Consider the following 18599-nt stretch of genomic DNA (forward strand, 5'->3'; position numbering starts at 1 on the left):
TGGAGATGTGTATAAGAGACAGGATGAGGGAGAGAGGGGGGATGGGGGAGAACGGAATTCAGAGGTGAGGACGGCTAGATAAATCATCAGAGTGCCGCTGATTGCCAGGTTATCGAGTTGATAATCGGTCAGACTAACGATGCCATAGGCAAGGAATCCAGCGTAAATTGCTCCAATCAGCCCGTGATCGGAGGATAAATCTCCAGTCAGAAGTTGACTTAAGTTTGCTACCTCCCCCTCTTCCCCAGCCTCCTCATCTCCCTCATCTTCCCCACTCCCGATTTCCTCTACCAGCGATCGCCCCCTGACCCGAGATTCTCGCTGCCGCCATTGCCACCAGCCAATGCCGAGATAACTCAGAACAGCGATCGCTCCCACTCCGACCAATACCGACCAGATCCCCAATTCTGCCCATAGCTGCGCGGGGGTGCTATGCAGTTGATACACCAGTTCGGCTTCGCGCCCTGCCCAACCGGGACGGAATTTTTGATAGAGCAAGGGTACGCCACCAAGACCAATTCCAGACAGCGGATCGCTCCAGCCCATTTGCCACCCTGTCGTCATAGTGATGATGCGGAAGGCAGACTCACCGCCGGATTGTCCACTCAGCAGCGATCGCAGGCGATTATTACTGAGAATAATCAGTCCCAGACCAACTACGCCAACGACACTGATCATGCCTAACCAGCGTTTCGGCAGGGTAGACCGCCATAACATGAGAGCCGAGGTGATGACGGCTAACACGGCGATCGCTAGCCACCCACTGCGAGAACTGGTGGTATAAAGGGCAATCAAGCCCAGTCCAATGCCCGTTCCCCATAACCAGCGTTGGCGACCTCGATGGATCATCCCTAAGGCGACCAGTAAGGGGAGTGCCAGAGTAAGATAACCCGCGACATAGTTCTGGTGGCCGATCGGTGCCCAATTGCGTAACTCGATGTTGGAGAAGTCAAAGGGTAAACTGATGCCAAATCGCTGAAATTCTTGCAAACGAGAGAGTTCGGGTAACAGAGTTTGACCCGTCCACAGGAGTAAGCTGATGGCGATGAATGCCAGATTTAAGTAGCCCTGCATAGTGAGTAACCAGACGCGGCGATCGCGGGTACTCAGCCAACTACTAACCGCATATAACGTCGCTAACGTACAGAATACTGTCCAGCTATGCCATTGGGCTTGTCTGGGAAACGTCGCTAAGCCAGCCGACACGACCAATCCCACAATTAATATTCCGACTAACCAATCCAGCCGATGCCCTAACCACCGGAGTTGACGTTGCCACAACATGCCCAGCAGCCAGAGTACCGGACAAATTAACCCGACCTGCCAGAGAAATACCCACGGCCAGGACAGCATTAAACTATTGCTATCTGGCAACAGGGTGAACAGGATATAGAATGCTGCCGTTAGAAGTCCGAGCAGGTTGCCCCGAAGGGCAGGAGGCGCGATCGATTTGGAGTCTTGCATGGCATCTGCTAGCGGTTGGGCAATATCCTTTGCTATGCTACGCTGCCTTCGCTAATACGCACCCTTGCCAAACACCACGATTTTGATCGTTTCCAGCAGAATATCGAGATCCAGGTTGAGTGACCAGTTATCGATATAGTACAAATCCAATCGTGCCGCATCGTTGAAGGCTTCAATCTCCGATCGTCCAGAAATCTGCCATAGCCCGGTGATGCCCGGTAAAACTTGATGGCGAGTGTGATGCCAGGGATCAAACCGTTCAATATCGCGTAAAGGCAGGGGACGGGGTCCCACTAAACTCATTTGTCCCAGTAGAACATTAAATAGTTGCGGTAACTCATCTAAACTGGTTCGGCGTAAGAACTGTCCCACGGGGGTAATGCGTGGATCATGCTTCAGTTTAAACATGACCTGGCTATGGGTCTGATGCTGGTGTTCTAAGCTGGCTTGCAGGGCAGGGGCATTGGCAACCATCGTCCGAAACTTCCACATGTGAAAGATGCGCCCATGTAAGCCCATGCGTTCCTGCCGGAAGAAGACAGCACCGGGGGAGGTGAGTTTAATCGCGATCGCGATCGCCACAAACACGGGAGCCAGGACAATTAAACCAACGACAGCCCCGATCAGATCAATCAACCGCTTGAGGCGATAATCCCATCCACTCAGGGGGGTGGCTTGCATCCGTAAGGTCGGGAGTCCCGCGATCACTTCCGGTTCTCCCCGCCGATGTAGCATCTCAACACTGGAAGGAATCAGGCGCAGGGTAATCCCCGATCGGCGTAACTGCCAGTACAACCCAGAAGCTAACTCGGTATGGGGCAAATTTTCGGCTAACACTTCCTGTGCCCCCGAAGCCAGGATCGCCTGCATGGTAGCGGCTGTGCTACTGGTGCTTGCCAGGGATGCCCCGACGATGTTGTAGCGCGATCGCTGCTTGAGAATATGGGCAAGTATGGGCAACCGTTCGGCAGAGGCAAGGAGAAAGACTTTAGTTTGTGCCTGTTCAAACCGCCTCAGTACCAGGCTGAGAATTAAGCGCAAACTGATCACACTGCCCATGCTACCGAACCAGGCGGTTAACATTAGCGATCGGGGTGGAGCCAGCTTCGGATCATAAAAGTAGATCAGCACGATCGCCCCTAAATAGACCAGGCTGATTAACTGCCCTGCCCGGACATAGTTTTTCCACTGGCTGAGGGAGGTATACAAGCCATTGCGGGTAAACAGCACCAACACAACGGCGAGCAAAATCCAATAGGCTCCTGGTAAGCCTAGCCAATCTCCCAAGATCAACTGGGGCGGTAACGGGGAGTAAAACTGGTTGAAATGGGCGGCAACTCGACCCGCGATCGCTAAGGCGGCAATATCGCCTCCGCCTAACAGCAGGGCACGAGTATCTCGCCACTGCAATCCCCTGCGCCAGCGAAAGCGTTGCGGGGCACGGATATCGGTCATTGTGTCGTATACCGTCTGGGATGCAGCCATAACCAGAGAAGTTTGCGAGTCGGACTGGGGCAAGATACGCTCAGTATTCCGCAGATCGCCGCAAAAGCTGTCACTGGATTTGGCATTGAATAGTTAACATTTAACGCTAAACCTCGACGTTGAAACCATTAGTCTGAAGCGATCGTCGTTCCAAGGTCATGGTTTAGCCTTAGTTTAAGAATCTTAAGTAGGTAGAGGCAATTATCTGCGACATCGTAGCGTCACTCGTCACTCGTCATTTGGAGATACTGTTTACGAATGACCAAGGACGAATAATCAATGCTCCTGCCATCCTCAGGTATTTACACCCACTTACTTAATGAGCGCCCCTAACCTGTCATTTCCTACTCCTGTATCAGCTAAACCTGCTAAGAAGAGAGATAAACGCACAATTTTTCTCAAGGCAATAGGATGTAACTTTGATCAACACAATCACTCGCTAAAAAATGCTTGAAAGCCCTTGCCTAAAATGCTTATATCAGCAATCAACCCCCAAATTCCACTTAGAAATAGCCTCAAAAAATCAGCATCAAACTGCTAACTATTCTCAGCTATCCCACTAAAAGATCTCAGTACACGCTGTATCGTTACAACCAGTAACTAGCAGGTTGCTCCAAATCCAGTATTGTGTTGAAAGGTGCTACTGACTATCAGTGAATTGCACTGAAGTTCAATACTGCGGCTAGCCGATCGCCAGTCGCGTTTTATCCAGACCTTAGTAACTGCCATGTCACAATCGACGATCGAATCCATTCTGCATGAAAATCGGCTGTTCTCTCCATCTGCCGAGTTTTCCCAGCAGGCACAGATCAAAAGCCTGGAAGAGTATGAGCAACTTTATGCCCGTGCCCAAGCCGATCCACAGAAATTTTGGGCAGAACTGGCTGAACAAGAATTAGATTGGTTTCAAAAATGGGATACCGTACTCGACTGGCAACCGCCCTTCGCCAAATGGTTTGTCAACGGCAAAATCAATATTTCCTATAACTGCCTCGATCGCCATTTGACCACCTGGCGACGGAATAAAGCGGCCTTAATTTGGGAAGGCGAACCCGGTGACTCGCGTACCCTCACCTATGCCCAGTTGCATCGGGAAGTTTGTCAGTTCGCTAATGTCCTCAAGCAGTTGGGCATCCAGAAAGGGGATGTGGTTGGCATCTACATGCCGATGATTCCCGAAGCCGCGATCGCCATGCTGGCCTGTGCTCGAATTGGTGCGCCCCATACCGTGGTATTTGGTGGCTTTAGTGCTGAAGCCCTACGCGATCGCCTGAATGATGGCAAAGCCAAACTGGTGATTACGGCGGATGGGGGCTGGCGGAAAGATGCGATCGTGCCGCTGAAAGATCAGGTAGACAAAGCGTTAGCCGATAATCATGCTCCTAGTGTGCAGAATGTGCTGGTAGTGCAGCGGACGGCGCAGAAAGTCCAGATGGAACCAGGACGCGACCACTGGTGGCATGACCTGAAACAAGGGATTTCCGCTGATTGTCCGGCTGAACCAATGGATAGCGAAGATATGCTGTTCATCCTCTACACCTCCGGCAGCACTGGCAAACCGAAAGGGGTCGTCCACACCACGGCAGGATATAACCTCTATACCCACATGACTACCAAGTGGATTTTCGATCTGCGGGATACGGATGTCTATTGGTGTACGGCCGATGTCGGCTGGATTACGGGACACAGCTACATTGTTTATGGGCCGCTCTCGAACGGGGCAACGACCTTAATGTATGAAGGGGCACCCCGCTCCTCCAATCCCGGTTGCTTCTGGGATGTGATCGAAAAGTATGGGGTTAACATCTTCTATACCGCTCCCACCGCCATTCGGGCCTTCATTAAGATGGGCGAACACCTGCCCAAAGCCAGAGATCTGTCCTCCTTGCGCTTGTTAGGCACGGTGGGCGAACCGATTAACCCCGAAGCCTGGATGTGGTACTACCGGATTATTGGCGGCGAACGTTGCCCGATCGTCGATACCTGGTGGCAAACCGAAACCGGCGGCATTATGGTGACTCCCCTCCCTGGTGCGATTCCGACTAAACCGGGTTCCGCCACTCGTCCCTTCCCCGGCATTCTGGCGGATGTCGTCGATCTGGATGGTAATACAGTCAAAGCTAATGATGGCGGCTACCTGGCAGTGCGGCATCCCTGGCCCGGCATGATGCGGACGGTCTACGGTGACCCCGATCGCTTCCGGCGTACCTACTGGGAACATATTCCCCCTCAGGATGGGAAATACACCTACTTTGCCGGAGATGGGGCGCGACGGGATGAAGATGGCTACTTCTGGGTCATGGGTCGCGTTGATGATGTGATCAGTGTGGCGGGGCATCGTCTGGGTACGATGGAAATCGAATCGGCTCTGGTTTCCCATCCTGCCGTTGCCGAAGCGGCGGTCGTCGGTCGTCCGGATGAAATCAAAGGGGAAGAAATCATCGCTTTTGTCACCCTGGAAGGCAACTACACGGCAAGTGATGAGTTAAGCAAAGAACTGCGGCAGCATGTAGTGCAGGAGATCGGCGCGTTGGCGCGTCCCGGTGAAATTCGGTTCAGCGATGCCTTACCCAAAACTCGTTCGGGCAAGATTATGCGTCGGTTACTGCGATCGCTGGCAGCAGGGGAAGAAGTCTCTGGTGACACCTCCACGTTGGAAGACCGCAGTGTTCTGGACAAACTTCGGGAAGGCACTTAATTGCTGTTCACTCAGCCCCTTAACTCCGCCGATTCGCCCAGAATTGGGAGATTAGGGGGCGATCGCAACAGTTGACTAGCTGAACCGATCGACGTTAAAGCTGACTTTCCCTGCCCTAAATTTGGCTCGATATAGTAGGAAGAGTGCCTTGCGTCTGCCTACTCATAATGATCAATTATGAACGCTGGATTGGGGTTGCCCTCTCCTTTTATGCCTTTATTGCGATCGGGATGGTGGAAGGAGGGTTAGGGGTACTGATTCCCTCGATTCAGGCAACCTACCATCTAACTGCCGCTACAGTGACGCTGTTATTTCTCAGTCAACTGAGTGGCTACATTGTGGCGGCGATTGCCAGTAGTCTCCTCAGTAGTCGGCTGGGGTTAGCCCGCATGTTGCTGGTGGCGGCGGTGTTGCTAACCAGTGCTTTAATCATTTATGCCCTCAGTCCCCTCTGGAGTGTGATGGTAGCGGCGGGGATTTTACTCGGTCTGGGTATTGGTTTGATCGATGCCGGGATTAATACCTATATTGCTAGCGATCAACGTCATGCCGATTTAACGGGCATCCTCCATGCCTTTTATGGCATTGGTGCCCTATTGGGACCCGCCGTAGCCACGACCTTACTGGCGATCGATCTGGATTGGCGGCAAATTTATCAAGTATTTGCGGTTGTCGTGATCGGGCTAATCATCGGCATGGGCTGGGCAGTCTGGTATCGCTATCCTCCGATGCGCCGCCAGAACATGCACTCTACCGCCAGTGCTGGTCTGAACCTGCGGGTGGCACTCCGAACGCCGATCGTTCTGATGGCTGGACTCTTATTAATGATCTATGTCGGCATGGAAAGTTCAGTGGGCAACTGGGCGTATAGTGTGCAAGCCGTGGGGCGGGGCACTCCCGCGATGGTGGCGGGCTATAGTGTCAGTGCCTATTGGTTGGGGTTGACGCTGGGACGCTTGGTGATGGGGCGACTTGTGCGGCGGCTGGGTGCGAATCGCTTACTCGATGGGTGTTTGGGCTTACTGGCGATCGCACTGCTGATCTGGTGGCAATTGCCTAATGCCTGGTTTGTGTTACCCGTGATTGGGTTTGCCCTAGGCCCAATTTTCCCGACCACTATCTGGTTAATGCCCCAACGGGTGGCGATGGCATTAGTGCCAGCCGCGATCGGATTTATTACCAGTGTGGCCAGTTTGGGAGCCGCGACGATTCCCACCTCAATGGGCTGGTTAGCGACCCGCAGTAGTTTAGACATCATTCCCGCCCTCCTATTGCCTCTGGGAGGACTGTTAATCCTCTTGCATCGCTGGTTAGTCCGGCGGTCGCCAATGGTGCCTGTCCTATAGGTAGGCGATCGGATCGACAGGTTCGCCATCGCGTCGGACTTCAAAATGCAAATGGGGCCCGGTAGACAGACCCGTAGAACCAATCGCCGCGATCGCCTGTCCCCGTTGGACTCCTTGCCCTTCCACCACATAAAACTCACTGGTATGGGCATAGAGGGTCGTCAGACCATTTCCGTGATCAATAATCACCGCATTGCCATAGCCCCCATACCATCCGGCAAAAATTACCGTACCGCTATCGGCAGCCTGGATCAAGGTGCCGTAGTCTGCGCCAAAATCGATACCCGAGTGAAAGCGCTGGTAGCCCAGAATTGGATGCATACGCCAACCAAAACTACTGGTAATTTCGGCGGCAATCGGCAACATTAATTGTCCGGTGCCCCGAATGGTTAAGGCGATGCCACCCTGTCCTCCCATCCGTTGCTGAATCATACTGGCGATCGCTAACGAATCCTGCTCCAATTGGGATTCTGCGGCTTGTAGTGCCCGTCGATCGCTCTTGAGTCGATCAACGGATTCCCGTTGGAAGGCAAGCTGTTCCTCAATGTTAGACTTTTGTGCCAGGAGTTGCTGTTTGAGTAAGGCAATCTGGTTTTTCTGCTGGTCTACCTGCTGCCGTTGTTGGTTTAACCGCTCGGCATCTGTCTGTAAACTCAGGAGCGTTTTGCGATCGTTCTGGTAAATCAGCCGCAGTTGGCGGCGACGATCGAGAAACTGATTTAAATTCTGGCTTTGCAGGAGGACTGCCCAACCCCGATTCTCCGGCTGGCGTTGCAGGAAGCGTAACCGCGCTACGGTCGAAAATTGCTTTTGGCGAAAGGTTTGCTCGGCAACCGCCAGTTTCGTTTCTAGCTGCTTCAGCTTGGCAGTGGCTTGTTGCAGGGCTGAGTCACTGGTTTTGATCTGTCCACTGGTTGCCGTGACGGTATGCTGTAATCCCTTCAACGTTCCCTGTGCCGCCTGCTCCAGGTTTTGTAGTCGTTCCCGTTCCTGGGAAATCTGCGATCGCTGCTGGTCAATCTGCGATCGTTGCTGCTGTAATTGATCGACGGCACCTGCGTTCTGTCCGATCGGGGTGACGGTAGGGGATGACTGCGCCGCCACAGGAGTTGGAACCGGACTAGACCAACTGAAGCAAGTGACGCAAACCACTAATAGCAAGAACTGCCGGAGACGTTTCAGGAGCACAAGCCGATCGGGTAACTGGAATCAACATCCCCAGAATTTTACTCACGTTGCCTCGATCGGGCACAAATTTTTTGGGTGTCCTACTTCTGCGGGAATTTCAATCACAAATTCTGTGCCTTGTCCCAGTCTGGAAATGCAGTCTAACCGACCGCCATGTCGTTCTGTAATAATCTGATAGCTGATTGACATGCCTAAGCCTGTGCCTTTGCCGACGGGTTTCGTGGTGAAAAAGGGATCGAAAATTCGTTGCCGCACCTCTTCCGGCATCCCCCAACCATTGTCCGCAATCCGAATCCGAATCCAGTCCTGCAAAACGGGTTCGGGATTATCCTCTAAACCGACTTCATATTGAATAGCCTCAGTCCAAATCTGAATTTGGGGGGCAATGGCTCCAGGTTGCTGCTCCCTTGGCGCTTCAGGGGATGTACTGCCCTCAGCGATCGCCACTTCATCCAACACATCGATCGCATTGCTGAGAATATTCATCAACACCTGATTCAGTTGTCCGGCATGGCACTGTACCTGGGGTAAATTGCCGTAATGTTTCTCGATTTGGATGTCTGGACGATAATATTCGCCACCCTCATGACGCAGATAGGTGGTTTTGAGGCGGCTGCGGAGGATCATTAACGTACTGTCGATGCCTTCATGGATATCGACCGCTTTGACCTCTGCCTCGTCTAACCGCGAGAAGGTGCGCAGGGAATGGACAATCTCCCGGATACGATCGGCCCCCACCTTCATCGAAGAAATAATTTTGGGCAAATCCGTTGCCACAAACTCCAGATCGATCTCCTCAATCTTGTCCTCAATTTCGGGGGGCGCATCGGGGAAATGGGTTTGATACAGTTCCAGCAGGTCTAATAACTCCTGCACATATTGGCTGGCGGGATAAATATTGCCATGAATAAAATTAACTGGGTTATTAATCTCATGGGCAACACCCGCTACCAATTGACCCAACGACGACATTTTCTCGCTTTGGACTAATTGGGTCTGTGCCTGCTTCAGTTCCGAAAGGGTGGCTTGCAGGGCGGCGGTTTGCTCCCGTAACTGGGCTTCTGATTGGCGCAGAATTTCTTCGGTGCGGCGGCGTTCGGTGGCATCGCTCCCTACGGAGAGGATTTCTACGATCTCTCCCTGGTCATTTAAAATTGGCTTATTCGACCAGGAGATCCAGACTCGCTGACCGTCCCGGCATTGATTTTCATTTTCGTTATGGGCATAGCGATCGGGATGCTGACACAGATCGGCAATCATCGCCTCTAAGTCTCGTCCCGACGATTCGGTCAACGGCACGATCGTCCCAAAAATGCTGTTGCCTAAAATTTCCTCGGCTCGAAAGCCAAAGAAACGCTGACCGTAGGCATTGAGAAATTTGATTCTCCCCTGGGTATCCCACCGCAGAATAATGCAATTCGCCAGTTGGACGAGGGCGCGATATTGTGCTTCTTGCCGCTGCAAACTGTGTTGTTTCAGTTTGGCATCAGCTAATTGCCGCTCTAGATCGGCAACTCGGGTTTTTAACCATTCCAATTCATCGGACTCTAGTTCCCCGGTAATCACCTTAGCTGATGCACGATTGACAACCATACGCTGTTTCATTCTGGGCGATCGCCCTGGTAGAGTCCTGATTTTTCTTCTACTGTCAGAAAATCTGAGTTGTATCTATAGCATCGCCCAAAATCGCAATTTTTGCCGTGCCAGGAGTCACACGCGATCGTGATACGCCTCACGCTAGCTTTTCAGCCCTTAGCAAAAAAATAGCCCCCAGCAGTGTGGAGGCAGTCATGTATGGAGCATTGAAGTGAAGCTGGTACAAATGTACTGTATTAGTCTTCCTCTGTCAATTTATCTTCTGCTTGGGTGGTCTGAGATGTAGCTCTGGCGATATTTGACTGTCCTAAATTCCCAGGTCGGACTGGCGGCGTTTTCAGCACAGGTTTAGTGACGGGAGGTTCAGGGGTGGGTTCGCTGACTGGCTGCGGTTGACCCGTTTTTGCTTCTGTCGTATCAGCGATCGCGGTTGCTTCTGGAGTAAGAGCCTGTGGGACTAAAGCCGGTGACTCACTCTCAGCCTCAACCAGGTCATCTTCACTAGCGTCAGGGAGATGGGCGGGTGCAGGGGTAAGATTGACGCTAGGGAGGGGGGCGGCAGGACGAGGTGATTCATTTAGATCAACCAGTTGCCGCATCGGAGTTGCCTCGGTGCTAGTAGTGGCGGCAATTTCCACCAACTCCCGTTTGGGTAATGAGAGGGGTAATGGCTGTAAAACCTCTAAGGGGGCTTCCGGGACGGCGGTGGTTTCGGGGATGACAGTCGGCTGGGTTAAGCTGGATTCCGATTCTGCCCGTTTCCAGGAATAAATCACGAAGTTAATGCCAACATAGCCAGCAGCAAAAATTTCTGTTGCCGTAGCTAGCTGATCCAGAACGTGTTGAGCAAATTCGTAAGCCATAGTTGGCACTTCTCTCCAATGGTCGTGTGGGTTCAGTCACTCTCGATTTGACTGAGGCGGCTGTAGATGATTTACAGGGTTTGTTAATTACATCTTAATCAGTAAGCTACCGCAGGTTGGGGGGGATCTGTCCGATGCATTGCAGAACCCAATCATGCAACCTGACCTGATAACAAAACCTTGTTGGCGATCGTAAACTTGTCTCCTCCTGGGATTAAAGTTCTCCTTTAAGATGTAGGAAACCTTATGCCTAGCCTATGGCTTCCATTGCTCGTAAGAACCTGTTTGAGGATATTCCCCGTTTCCTGGTCGCTCAAGCGGGGATCATGTTTGCCGTGAGCTTAGTGACGATCCAGACCGGAATTTTGAATGGCTTTACGCGATCGACAGCCTTACTGATTGATCAGTCTTCGGCGGATCTCTGGGTGGGGTCGGAGGACATGCTGCAACTGGAAGTCACCCTACCGATGCCATTGCAGAATTTGGTCACTGCCAGAGAGGTGAAGGGGGTGGCGCGGGCAGAAGCATTGATGATCCGCACAGGGTTATGGCGATCGCAAACCGGCTCGATCGAACCCGTGAGAATTTATGGTTTTGATCCGAAAGGGCAATTATTTGCCGCAAATTGGCAATTTATCAGTGGTAGCCTGACCGATTTGACGGCTCCTTACACTGTCCTGATCGATCGCGCTAGCCGCAATACCTTGGATTTGCATCAGGTTGGTAGTATCGGCAGAATTGGTTCCTTGCCTGCCAAACTGGTTGGAACGGTGACTGACACCCAATCGATCGCGTCCAGCGCTTATCTGTTTACCTCGTTAGAAAACGCCAATGCCTATGCCACCGCCGGATTAACCTCGTCTTTAAACTGTCGTCTGATGGATGGGGATATTAAATGCGAAAATTCCTTTGCGACGGTGCCAGATGAACAGATCGCCAATGTAGCGCCGCCTAAACCGCTATCCTTTACCGATCCTATTACTTATATTCTAGTCAGAGCTAATTCTGGACAGGATTTGCAAGAGTTAAAACAACGGTTGCAAAAGCAATTACCAGGCACCCGAGTTTATACCCAGGCGGAGATTGCGGATAAAACTCGCACCTATTGGAAAAGCCGGACGGGAGTAGGGTTTATCCTCGGGTTAGGGTCTGTGGTGGGGATCATTGTCGGCATGGTGGTGGTCAGCCAGATTCTTTATTCCTCTGTTGCCGATCACATTAAAGAGTTCGGGACGTTGAAAGCCATGGGTGCCTCGGATTGGGTGATTGCTGGGATTATTACCGAACAAGCCCTGTGGATGGCAATTCTGGGATATTTGCCCAGTATGGCATTGTGTGTCGGTCTAGGAGCCTGGACGATGTCAGCGAAAGGCATCATGATTTTGATTACCCCGGCGACCGCGATCGGAATTTTGGGGGTGACAATTATCATGTGTGTGGGATCGGCAATGTTTGCGATTCAAAAAGTGACTCGGGTTGATCCGGCAATTGTGTTTAAAGCTTGAGTTAAACTTCGAGTAAGCATGGCTGTGAATGATGTGGAAACCGTGGCTGTTCGCTACACTGAGAACAGGCATTCTAACAGCTAGTCTTGGATATCGAGCAATTGCTCTTCCGCTCAATGAACACTTTCTCGGTTCTGGCTGCTCGGTGTTGTTCCTCACCGCTCCTTACATACACCGTTGAAGTCCATTCATTCACATACGCTTAATTAATGGCTGATTCTCAAGTAAATCTTGCTGAACCTACTCCAAACGCGGATCAGGTTGCTTCTACCTCAGTCATGGCTGATGGGCATGTCCATTACGCGATCGTTGCCAGAGCGGTGAGCATGGCTTACCAATCGGGAAATGAACGGTTTGACGTGCTCAAAAACATTGATCTGGCGGTTCATCGGGGGGATATTCACCTGCTGATGGGCCCATCGGGTTCCGGAAAAACCACCCTTCTCTCCATCCTGGCGGGAATTTTAACTCCAGTCGCTGGTTCCGTTCAACTGCTCGGAGCCGAGATTACTGTCATGTCCAGGGAGCAACTGGCTCAGTTTCGCTTGGAACATATCGGGTTTATCTTTCAGGAATCTAATTTGTTTCCGGCTCTGACGGCCCTGGAAAATGTCGAAGTGACCCTCAAGATTGAAGGGGTACATGGTCACAGTAAGCGGCGACAACGGGCATTGGAACTATTAGATCAGGTCAAAATGGCGAGTAAAGCCAACCATCTGCCCCGGCATTTGTCCGGTGGGCAAAAGCAACTGGTAGCGATCGCCCGGGCGTTAGCGGGAAATCCCGAATTAATCATGGCAGATGAACCGACGGCGGCGCTGGACTCCCACAGTGGTCACACGGTAGTTGAACTATTGCGTACCCTGGCGAAGGAAGCGGGTAAGACGGTGCTAATGGTGACCCATGACCCTCGCATCATTGATCTTGCGGATCGCATTGCTTACTTGGAAGATGGCTGCTTGCGGGCACCATCCTGATCGGTGTGCGTCAAATCAATTGACTGGTGACTCTCAGCGATCGAGCAAAACTACTAATCATAGGTAGTAGCTATGCCAGATGGCTATACCGACGTTCTTGCCAAGTCTACCTAAACGGATAGCCGGGTTTAGGGTGGTGACATCAGGAGCGCGATCGATGAAGAGTAACAGCCGATAGCAGCGGATCAGCCAATTGAGTCCATTGCTCCGGGTTGGAACCATCGAAGCACTAGAACCGTCAAATTCACTATCAGCCACTGTGTAACTACCGAGACACCTTTCTAGGATAAAAGAAAAAATGCGCACCTATTCGGTATTAGTTCTTTACAAAATTTGGAAACCTGGATAATAGTTCCCTGCATAAATCCTGAATCTTCGCCCTAAACCTTAGTTAGATGTCTGCGTAAAAGCTCTGTTCCCCTAAGACATCTACGCATAGTCCCGAATGAGTAAGCAAATGGCGATGTTAAGTGGATTGAGGACGGTCAGGTTGAGGTGCTGCCTTGCAGCGATCGCCATCAAGCGGTAATCTACCTATTCCCTCATCTAGCGTCCGTAGAGTATTCGAGCTTTGTCTATCTAACTCACCCTCAACAGGACTCCAGTTCTACCCAGTTGGGTGGTATTGTGTGGTGAATTGGCTCGTTACACTGTGTAATATAGCTTCTCAAATCCTTGAAGATACTTACACTCCTCAACGCTCAACAAAATAGTGGCTCAGGTTACGGATTCCATCTACTCCCTTGTGGATCTACTCAAAGGACGGATAACTTCCTACACCACGTAGCCTTTCCCCTCGCAGTTCACTTCCTACTGACTCATCGCTCACCCCTCACAGCTATCATCCACCCTCAAGCATCTAAGCGACATCGGTAATGACTATCTCTCAAGTTGGCTTCCCAGAACTTCTTAGAACTCAAAGCTATACGGCTTCTACCCCAATCGTCATGGAACGCTTCGATAAGAATGCGATCGTTGCTCGGGGTGTGGAAATGGAATATCGGTCTGGGGATGAATCTTCTCTGGTGCTGCGGGGAATTGACCTGGAAATTCCGCAAGGAGAGATTCAACTACTCATGGGACCGTCAGGTTCCGGTAAAACCACCCTGCTCTCAATTCTGGCGGGAATTTTGACTCCTACTGGTGGCAATGTTCGCTTGCTGGGTCAAGAGATTACCAGCATGTCACGCCAGCAACTCGCCCAGTTTCGCCTAAACCACATCGGCTTTATTTTCCAGGGCTTCAACCTATTCCCAGCGTTGACGGCGGCTGAAAATGTCGAGGTAGCGCTGAAGGTGAAAGGCATTCGGGGCAATGCTCGACGGCAGCAAGCGCGTGAACTGTTACATCAGGTTGGTTTGGGCGATCGCGTCAACTATCTGCCGCGTGACCTTTCCGGTGGTCAAAAGCAACGAGTTGCTATTGCTCGGGCGTTAGCAGGCAATCCGAAGTTGATCATGGCCGATGAACCAACCGCTTCCCTGGACTCTCACAGTGGTCAAACGGTGATTCAACTGTTGCAGCAGTTAGCGAAGGAAAGTGGTCGCACCGTTCTGATTGTGACTCACGATCCCCGGTTATTAGACTCTGCCGATCGTGTGGTGCATTTGGAAGATGGTGTGATCCGCAATCCAGATCATACCTACGGTAAGTCGCTGGTTGGGTGCCGCAGCTAACGACATTCGGGAAACTTAGAGAGAATACTTTGAGAAGGCTAAAGGGGTAAAATCCTTTAGCCTTTTTCAGTTTTTTTCCTAGCGCCTATGTCCGTTAATGTTCCCATCATTCCCTCCCTACATCAGGGATTAATTGTTTCCTGTCAGGCTCCTGCCGAGTCACCCATGCACGACCCGATCGTGATTACGGCAATGGCGCAAGCGTCTGTGAATCAAGGGGCGGTAGGGATTCGTTTGGATACGCCAGCCCATGTATCGGCGGTACGATCGCGGCTCTCAGTGCCAATAATTGGACTCTGGAAGCAGCAAATTCCCGGCTTTGATGTCTACATCACGCCACAATTTCACCATGCTCAGGCGATCGCCGCTGCTGGGGCAGATATCATCGCGATCGATGCCACTCTCCGCGATCGACCGGGGGGAGAAACGATGCCATCCCTGATCCACCGCATTCATACCGAGCTAGGAAAATTGGTGATGGCAGATGTCGATACGCTGGAAGCGGGGATCGCTGCCGCCAAAGCTGGAGCGGATCTGGTCGGTACAACTCTGTATGGTTATACTGCCGCGACGAGCCACCTTAAACCCCCCGGATTTGATCTGCTCAATCAGCTTGTGACCTCCCTCACGACTCCGATTATTTGTGAAGGTGGCATTGCTTCCCCAGACATGGCGCGGCGGGCGATTGAAGCTGGAGCCTATGCGGTAGTGGTAGGGACAGCGATTACGGGAGTCGATTTACAGGTGCGGGCGTATCAGACGGCTTTAGGTTGAGTCGTTGGCTCGGACTGCGATCGGCGCAGAATCACCATTTCAGTACCCACAACGGGACTGCGAGCCAATAATGTGCCTGCCGAATCAGTTAACTCTAATTTGCTGAAATTGAGTTCCTGCGCCTGCTGTAGCAGTTGATTGGCTAACTCACGTTGTTGAGTTTGATTCAATTCATGCCACTGTGGATTCAGTTGAATCACCAGCCGACTACTGCGGTAATCCGGTTCCACGGTCTGAATTAGCCCACTCTGGTAGGGATCACTCAGCTTCGTCACCTCGGTTTGAATCAGGGCGACCAGTTGTTGTTCGGGAGTTAAAGGGGGTGGCGGCTCGGGTTCAACTACAACGGGAGAGGGTTCGACGATCGGGGCTTCAGTCTCCGGGGTCGGTGGTTCGGAGGGTAAGGGTTCCGGTTCCGGCTCAACGGGGCTGGCTTCTGGTGCAGTGGCGATCGTCTCTTCCGGAGTCGGAGTTGGTGTGATCTCAGGTTCCGGGGTTGGAGTGGCTTCTGGGGTTGGGACAGCGTCTGGAGGCGGTGTCACCTCCGGTGAAGGTAGGGTGACAACCTCTGGCGGAGGGGCTGGAGTTGGTTGCCAGTTCGGCAGGACGATCGCGACAACTCCTAAGGTGACTAAACCGGCGATCGCGCCCGTCAGTACGGGATCAGACACCCGCCGACTCAGTGCCCGGGGGAGGAAGGCTCGGATCACAACCAAAATTTGTGACCCAATGCCACGGGAGGGAGGAGCCGTTAACTCTGGATCGGTTTCTAGCCGACGAACAACAGACTCTAACGTTTGAATCATCGATCGCAGGATTTGAACGGTTTGGGCGATCAAAAACGGTCGCCTGCCACCGGGAACTGGGTCAGACATTGGTTCTCGGGTAGTCCGACGACGACCTGGAGATCGCCGACTCGATGACACAGGGCGGGCTTGCCTCGGCTCCAGGGAATGCTCGGCTGGTTCAGGTCGGTTCGGGTCTGGCGGTGGCTCTTGGGTCATGATGGCTTCAATGATGCGCTAATCTCTGACTGGGGCATACTGCGTTCATCGACTCATTCTAGATACCCTGGCTCCGATTTCATCGTCATCGTTGCGGTTTGTTCACATGCTGGCATCACCACTGACCCGAATTGTGACTTGCTTCTTAATTGGCATTTTGCTGGTCTTCGGCATTGCTGCGATCGGGAGCTTGAGTTGGAGTGTGAAACTGATTCTGCTGGTAGGGCTATTAGCAGCCTGCGTACTCTGGTATCTCAATGCTCAACGGCAACCTGAACCCCAATCTGGGCAAGCTCAAGTCGCTTCAGTCCCATTAACTCGTTATGATGCCCCGGTATTTGTCCGGCGAGGCTGGGTGTTATGGGAGCGGGGGGATGATCAGGCGGCGATCGCGGCGTTTGAACAGGCGATCCAACTCAATCCTGACTTGGCAACCGCTTATCTGGGGCGGGGATGGGAATATATTCTGCTGGGTGAGAGATCTGCCGCGATCGCCGATTGTCAACGAGCCATGCAACTGCCTATCCAGGAACCAATGGCGTTCTACCAACGGGGACATCTGCGGTATGACCTGGGGGATGTCGCAGGAGCGCAAGCCGATTTTGCCCAGTCGATCGCCCTGGAGACGGAAAATCCAGACAGGGTGATTGGGGAAACGGCGACAGACTACTACCTGCGGGGATTAGCCCACTATCGCTTAGACGATCGAGCGGTGGCGCTGGTGGACTTAGAAGTGGCGGCACGATTGAGCGAATCAACTCCTGAGTCACGAGTGCATCGACAGGTCATGGATCTAATTCAGCAAATTCAGCCATAATCAGGACGGCAATGGATTGGTTGGCAGCAGCACTATGAGTTTGAGTCGGCGGCAGTTTTTGATTCTGGGGGGTACGGCAGGGGGGGCTGGATTAGCCTTTTTAGCTCACCGAGCGTTGACGGCGGGTAGTCGCTCTCCGGTTTCACCAACGATCGCTTCCCCTGGTCAATCCCCGATCGCACAACCGGCGCAGGTGACAAAAACCGCCGTAGCTCCCCAAGGGCTATTTGCACCGGTACGGGGGGATGTGCGTATGGTGGTGATTAGCGATCTGAATAGTGCCTATGGCTCTACGGAGTATGAAGCAGAGGTGCATCAGGCAATTAAAATGATTCCTGACTGGCAGCCAGACATTGTCCTGGCGGGGGGGGATATGGTTGCAGGGCAATCCCCGTCGCTCAATGCGGCTGAAATTCAGGCGATGTGGGATGCCTTCGATCGTCATATTGCGGCACCCCTACGCCGAGCGAAATTACCGTTTGGCTTCACGATCGGCAACCATGATGCCTCGGGAGCGCTGGCAATTCGGGGAGGTTTTCTATTTGCCAATGAGCGGGAGTTAGCCGCCGCCTACTGGAATGATCCACGCCATGATCCGGGCTTACAGTTTGTCGATCGTGCTAAATTTCCCTTCTACTATACGTTTCAGCAACGGGAGATCTTCTACCTGGTTTGGGATGCCTCTACGTCCCAGATTCCGGCGGAGCAGATTGCCTGGGCAGAACAGGCGTTAGCCAGTCCTACGGCGCAGGCGGCAAAAATGCGGATCGCGATCGGTCACTTACCCCTGTATGCCGTGGCGGTTGGGCGGGATAGTTTGGGCGAGATCCTGGCAAATGCCGAGCAACTGCGAGCCATGCTAGAGAAGTACAAGGTGCATACCTACATTAGTGGGCATCATCACGCTTACTTTCCGGGGCATCGCGGTCAGTTGGAACTGCTTCATACCAGTGCCTTGGGTAGCGGACCCCGACCGTTACTCAATGGCAGCCTACCGCCGTATAAGACCTTAACGGTGATTGATGTGGATTTTGATGCCGATCGCACCCTCTATACCACCTACAACATGCAAACCCTCCAGGTGGTTGATCACCAGACGCTCCCTCGGTTAATTGTGGGCCCGACGGGGCGAGTGTTGCGGCTGGGTGTGCAAGAGAGTGACCTGACGGCGGCAGAACAGGCGCTGACCTATAGCCCCAGTTAGGT

15 protein-coding genes are annotated in these 18599 nt (G+C 52.5%); 8 read left to right on the forward strand and 7 right to left on the reverse strand.

Features of this window, described 5'->3' with window-relative positions:
- Both ACN4EK_RS27525 and ACN4EK_RS27530 read right to left on the reverse strand, forming a co-directional pair.
- The coding region (locus ACN4EK_RS27525; protein ID WP_431661545.1) for an O-antigen ligase family protein at positions 1-1464 on the reverse strand (1464 nt) is incomplete at its 3' end.
- A 51-nt stretch (positions 1465-1515) separates the two neighbouring features.
- Complete coding sequence (locus tag ACN4EK_RS27530; RefSeq protein WP_431661547.1) at positions 1516-2949, reverse strand: sugar transferase; 1434 nt, start codon at positions 2947-2949, stop codon at positions 1516-1518.
- Between the two features lie 727 nt (positions 2950-3676).
- Between ACN4EK_RS27530 and acs the strand changes: the two genes are divergently transcribed.
- Together acs and ACN4EK_RS27540 are read left to right on the forward strand one after the other, a co-directional pair.
- Positions 3677-5647, forward strand: coding sequence for an acetate--CoA ligase (acs, locus tag ACN4EK_RS27535; protein WP_431661549.1), 1971 nt, complete (start codon positions 3677-3679; stop codon positions 5645-5647).
- A gap of 167 nt (positions 5648-5814) precedes the next feature.
- On the forward strand, positions 5815-6993 hold the full coding sequence (locus ACN4EK_RS27540) for an MFS transporter (RefSeq protein WP_431661550.1): 1179 nt from the start codon (positions 5815-5817) through the stop codon (positions 6991-6993).
- On the opposite strand, the gene ACN4EK_RS27545 is transcribed toward ACN4EK_RS27540, so the two are convergent.
- The 3 genes from ACN4EK_RS27545 to ACN4EK_RS27555 all read right to left on the reverse strand — a co-directional run bounded on the left by ACN4EK_RS27545 (position 6988) and on the right by ACN4EK_RS27555 (position 10640).
- The gene (locus ACN4EK_RS27545) at positions 6988-8181 is read right to left on the reverse strand and encodes a M23 family metallopeptidase (RefSeq protein ID WP_431661552.1); all 1194 of its coding nucleotides are present in this window, start codon (positions 8179-8181) and stop codon (positions 6988-6990) included. The two genes, ACN4EK_RS27540 and ACN4EK_RS27545, sit on opposite strands and share 6 nt — an antisense overlap.
- A gap of 42 nt (positions 8182-8223) precedes the next feature.
- Positions 8224-9774, reverse strand: coding sequence for a PAS domain-containing sensor histidine kinase (locus tag ACN4EK_RS27550; protein WP_431661553.1), 1551 nt, complete (start codon positions 9772-9774; stop codon positions 8224-8226).
- Between the two features lie 239 nt (positions 9775-10013).
- Positions 10014-10640: a hypothetical protein gene (locus ACN4EK_RS27555; protein WP_431661555.1), complete on the reverse strand. Its 627-nt coding sequence runs from the start codon at positions 10638-10640 to the stop codon at positions 10014-10016.
- A 257-nt stretch (positions 10641-10897) separates the two neighbouring features.
- Between ACN4EK_RS27555 and ACN4EK_RS27560 the strand changes: the two genes are divergently transcribed.
- Positions 10898-12145, forward strand: a complete 1248-nt coding sequence (locus ACN4EK_RS27560) for an FtsX-like permease family protein (protein WP_431661557.1) — start codon at positions 10898-10900, stop codon at positions 12143-12145.
- A 209-nt stretch (positions 12146-12354) separates the two neighbouring features.
- Complete coding sequence (locus ACN4EK_RS27565; protein WP_431661559.1) at positions 12355-13122, forward strand: ABC transporter ATP-binding protein; 768 nt, start codon at positions 12355-12357, stop codon at positions 13120-13122.
- Between the two features lie 57 nt (positions 13123-13179).
- Here the strand turns inward: ACN4EK_RS27565 and ACN4EK_RS27570 are convergent, their stop codons facing one another.
- The gene (locus tag ACN4EK_RS27570) at positions 13180-13380 is read right to left on the reverse strand and encodes a hypothetical protein (protein WP_431661561.1); all 201 of its coding nucleotides are present in this window, start codon (positions 13378-13380) and stop codon (positions 13180-13182) included.
- Between the two features lie 617 nt (positions 13381-13997).
- Between ACN4EK_RS27570 and ACN4EK_RS27575 the strand changes: the two genes are divergently transcribed.
- Complete coding sequence (locus ACN4EK_RS27575; RefSeq protein WP_431661563.1) at positions 13998-14798, forward strand: ABC transporter ATP-binding protein; 801 nt, start codon at positions 13998-14000, stop codon at positions 14796-14798.
- Between the two features lie 87 nt (positions 14799-14885).
- Entirely contained in the window at positions 14886-15572 is a 687-nt protein-coding gene (locus ACN4EK_RS27580) for an N-acetylmannosamine-6-phosphate 2-epimerase (protein ID WP_431661564.1), read from the forward strand.
- Here the strand turns inward: ACN4EK_RS27580 and ACN4EK_RS27585 are convergent.
- Positions 15554-16576, reverse strand: a complete 1023-nt coding sequence (locus ACN4EK_RS27585) for a hypothetical protein (RefSeq protein WP_431661565.1) — start codon at positions 16574-16576, stop codon at positions 15554-15556. The two genes, ACN4EK_RS27580 and ACN4EK_RS27585, sit on opposite strands and share 19 nt — an antisense overlap.
- Positions 16577-16682: 106 nt before the next feature.
- Here ACN4EK_RS27585 and ACN4EK_RS27590 point away from each other — a divergent pair, with 106 nt between their 5' ends.
- Entirely contained in the window at positions 16683-17393 is a 711-nt protein-coding gene (locus tag ACN4EK_RS27590; protein ID WP_431661567.1) for a tetratricopeptide repeat protein, read from the forward strand.
- Positions 17394-17427: 34 nt separating this feature from the next.
- The gene (locus ACN4EK_RS27595; RefSeq protein ID WP_431661569.1) at positions 17428-18597 is read left to right on the forward strand and encodes a metallophosphoesterase family protein; all 1170 of its coding nucleotides are present in this window, start codon (positions 17428-17430) and stop codon (positions 18595-18597) included.
- The last annotated feature ends 2 nt before the right edge of the window (positions 18598-18599 follow it).

Source organism: Pantanalinema rosaneae CENA516 (assembly GCF_050753385.1).
Classification (GTDB): domain Bacteria; phylum Cyanobacteriota; class Cyanobacteriia; order Leptolyngbyales; family Leptolyngbyaceae; genus Pantanalinema; species Pantanalinema rosaneae.

Excerpts from the sequence above, each read along its gene's own strand:
- ACN4EK_RS27530 (WP_431661547.1), bottom strand. The coding sequence starts at position 2,949 with ATGGCTGCATCCCAGACGGTATACGACACAATGACCGATATCCGTGCC.
- acs (WP_431661549.1), top strand. The coding sequence starts at position 3,677 with ATGTCACAATCGACGATCGAATCCATTCTGCATGAAAATCGGCTGTTC.
- ACN4EK_RS27540 (WP_431661550.1), top strand. The coding sequence starts at position 5,815 with ATGATCAATTATGAACGCTGGATTGGGGTTGCCCTCTCCTTTTATGCC.
- ACN4EK_RS27550 (WP_431661553.1), bottom strand. The coding sequence starts at position 9,774 with ATGGTTGTCAATCGTGCATCAGCTAAGGTGATTACCGGGGAACTAGAG.
- ACN4EK_RS27555 (WP_431661555.1), bottom strand. The coding sequence starts at position 10,640 with ATGGCTTACGAATTTGCTCAACACGTTCTGGATCAGCTAGCTACGGCA.
- ACN4EK_RS27560 (WP_431661557.1), top strand. The coding sequence starts at position 10,898 with ATGGCTTCCATTGCTCGTAAGAACCTGTTTGAGGATATTCCCCGTTTC.
- ACN4EK_RS27565 (WP_431661559.1), top strand. The coding sequence starts at position 12,355 with ATGGCTGATTCTCAAGTAAATCTTGCTGAACCTACTCCAAACGCGGAT.
- ACN4EK_RS27575 (WP_431661563.1), top strand. The coding sequence starts at position 13,998 with ATGACTATCTCTCAAGTTGGCTTCCCAGAACTTCTTAGAACTCAAAGC.
- ACN4EK_RS27580 (WP_431661564.1), top strand. The coding sequence starts at position 14,886 with ATGTCCGTTAATGTTCCCATCATTCCCTCCCTACATCAGGGATTAATT.
- ACN4EK_RS27585 (WP_431661565.1), bottom strand. The coding sequence starts at position 16,576 with ATGACCCAAGAGCCACCGCCAGACCCGAACCGACCTGAACCAGCCGAG.
- ACN4EK_RS27590 (WP_431661567.1), top strand. The coding sequence starts at position 16,683 with ATGCTGGCATCACCACTGACCCGAATTGTGACTTGCTTCTTAATTGGC.
- ACN4EK_RS27595 (WP_431661569.1), top strand. The coding sequence starts at position 17,428 with ATGAGTTTGAGTCGGCGGCAGTTTTTGATTCTGGGGGGTACGGCAGGG.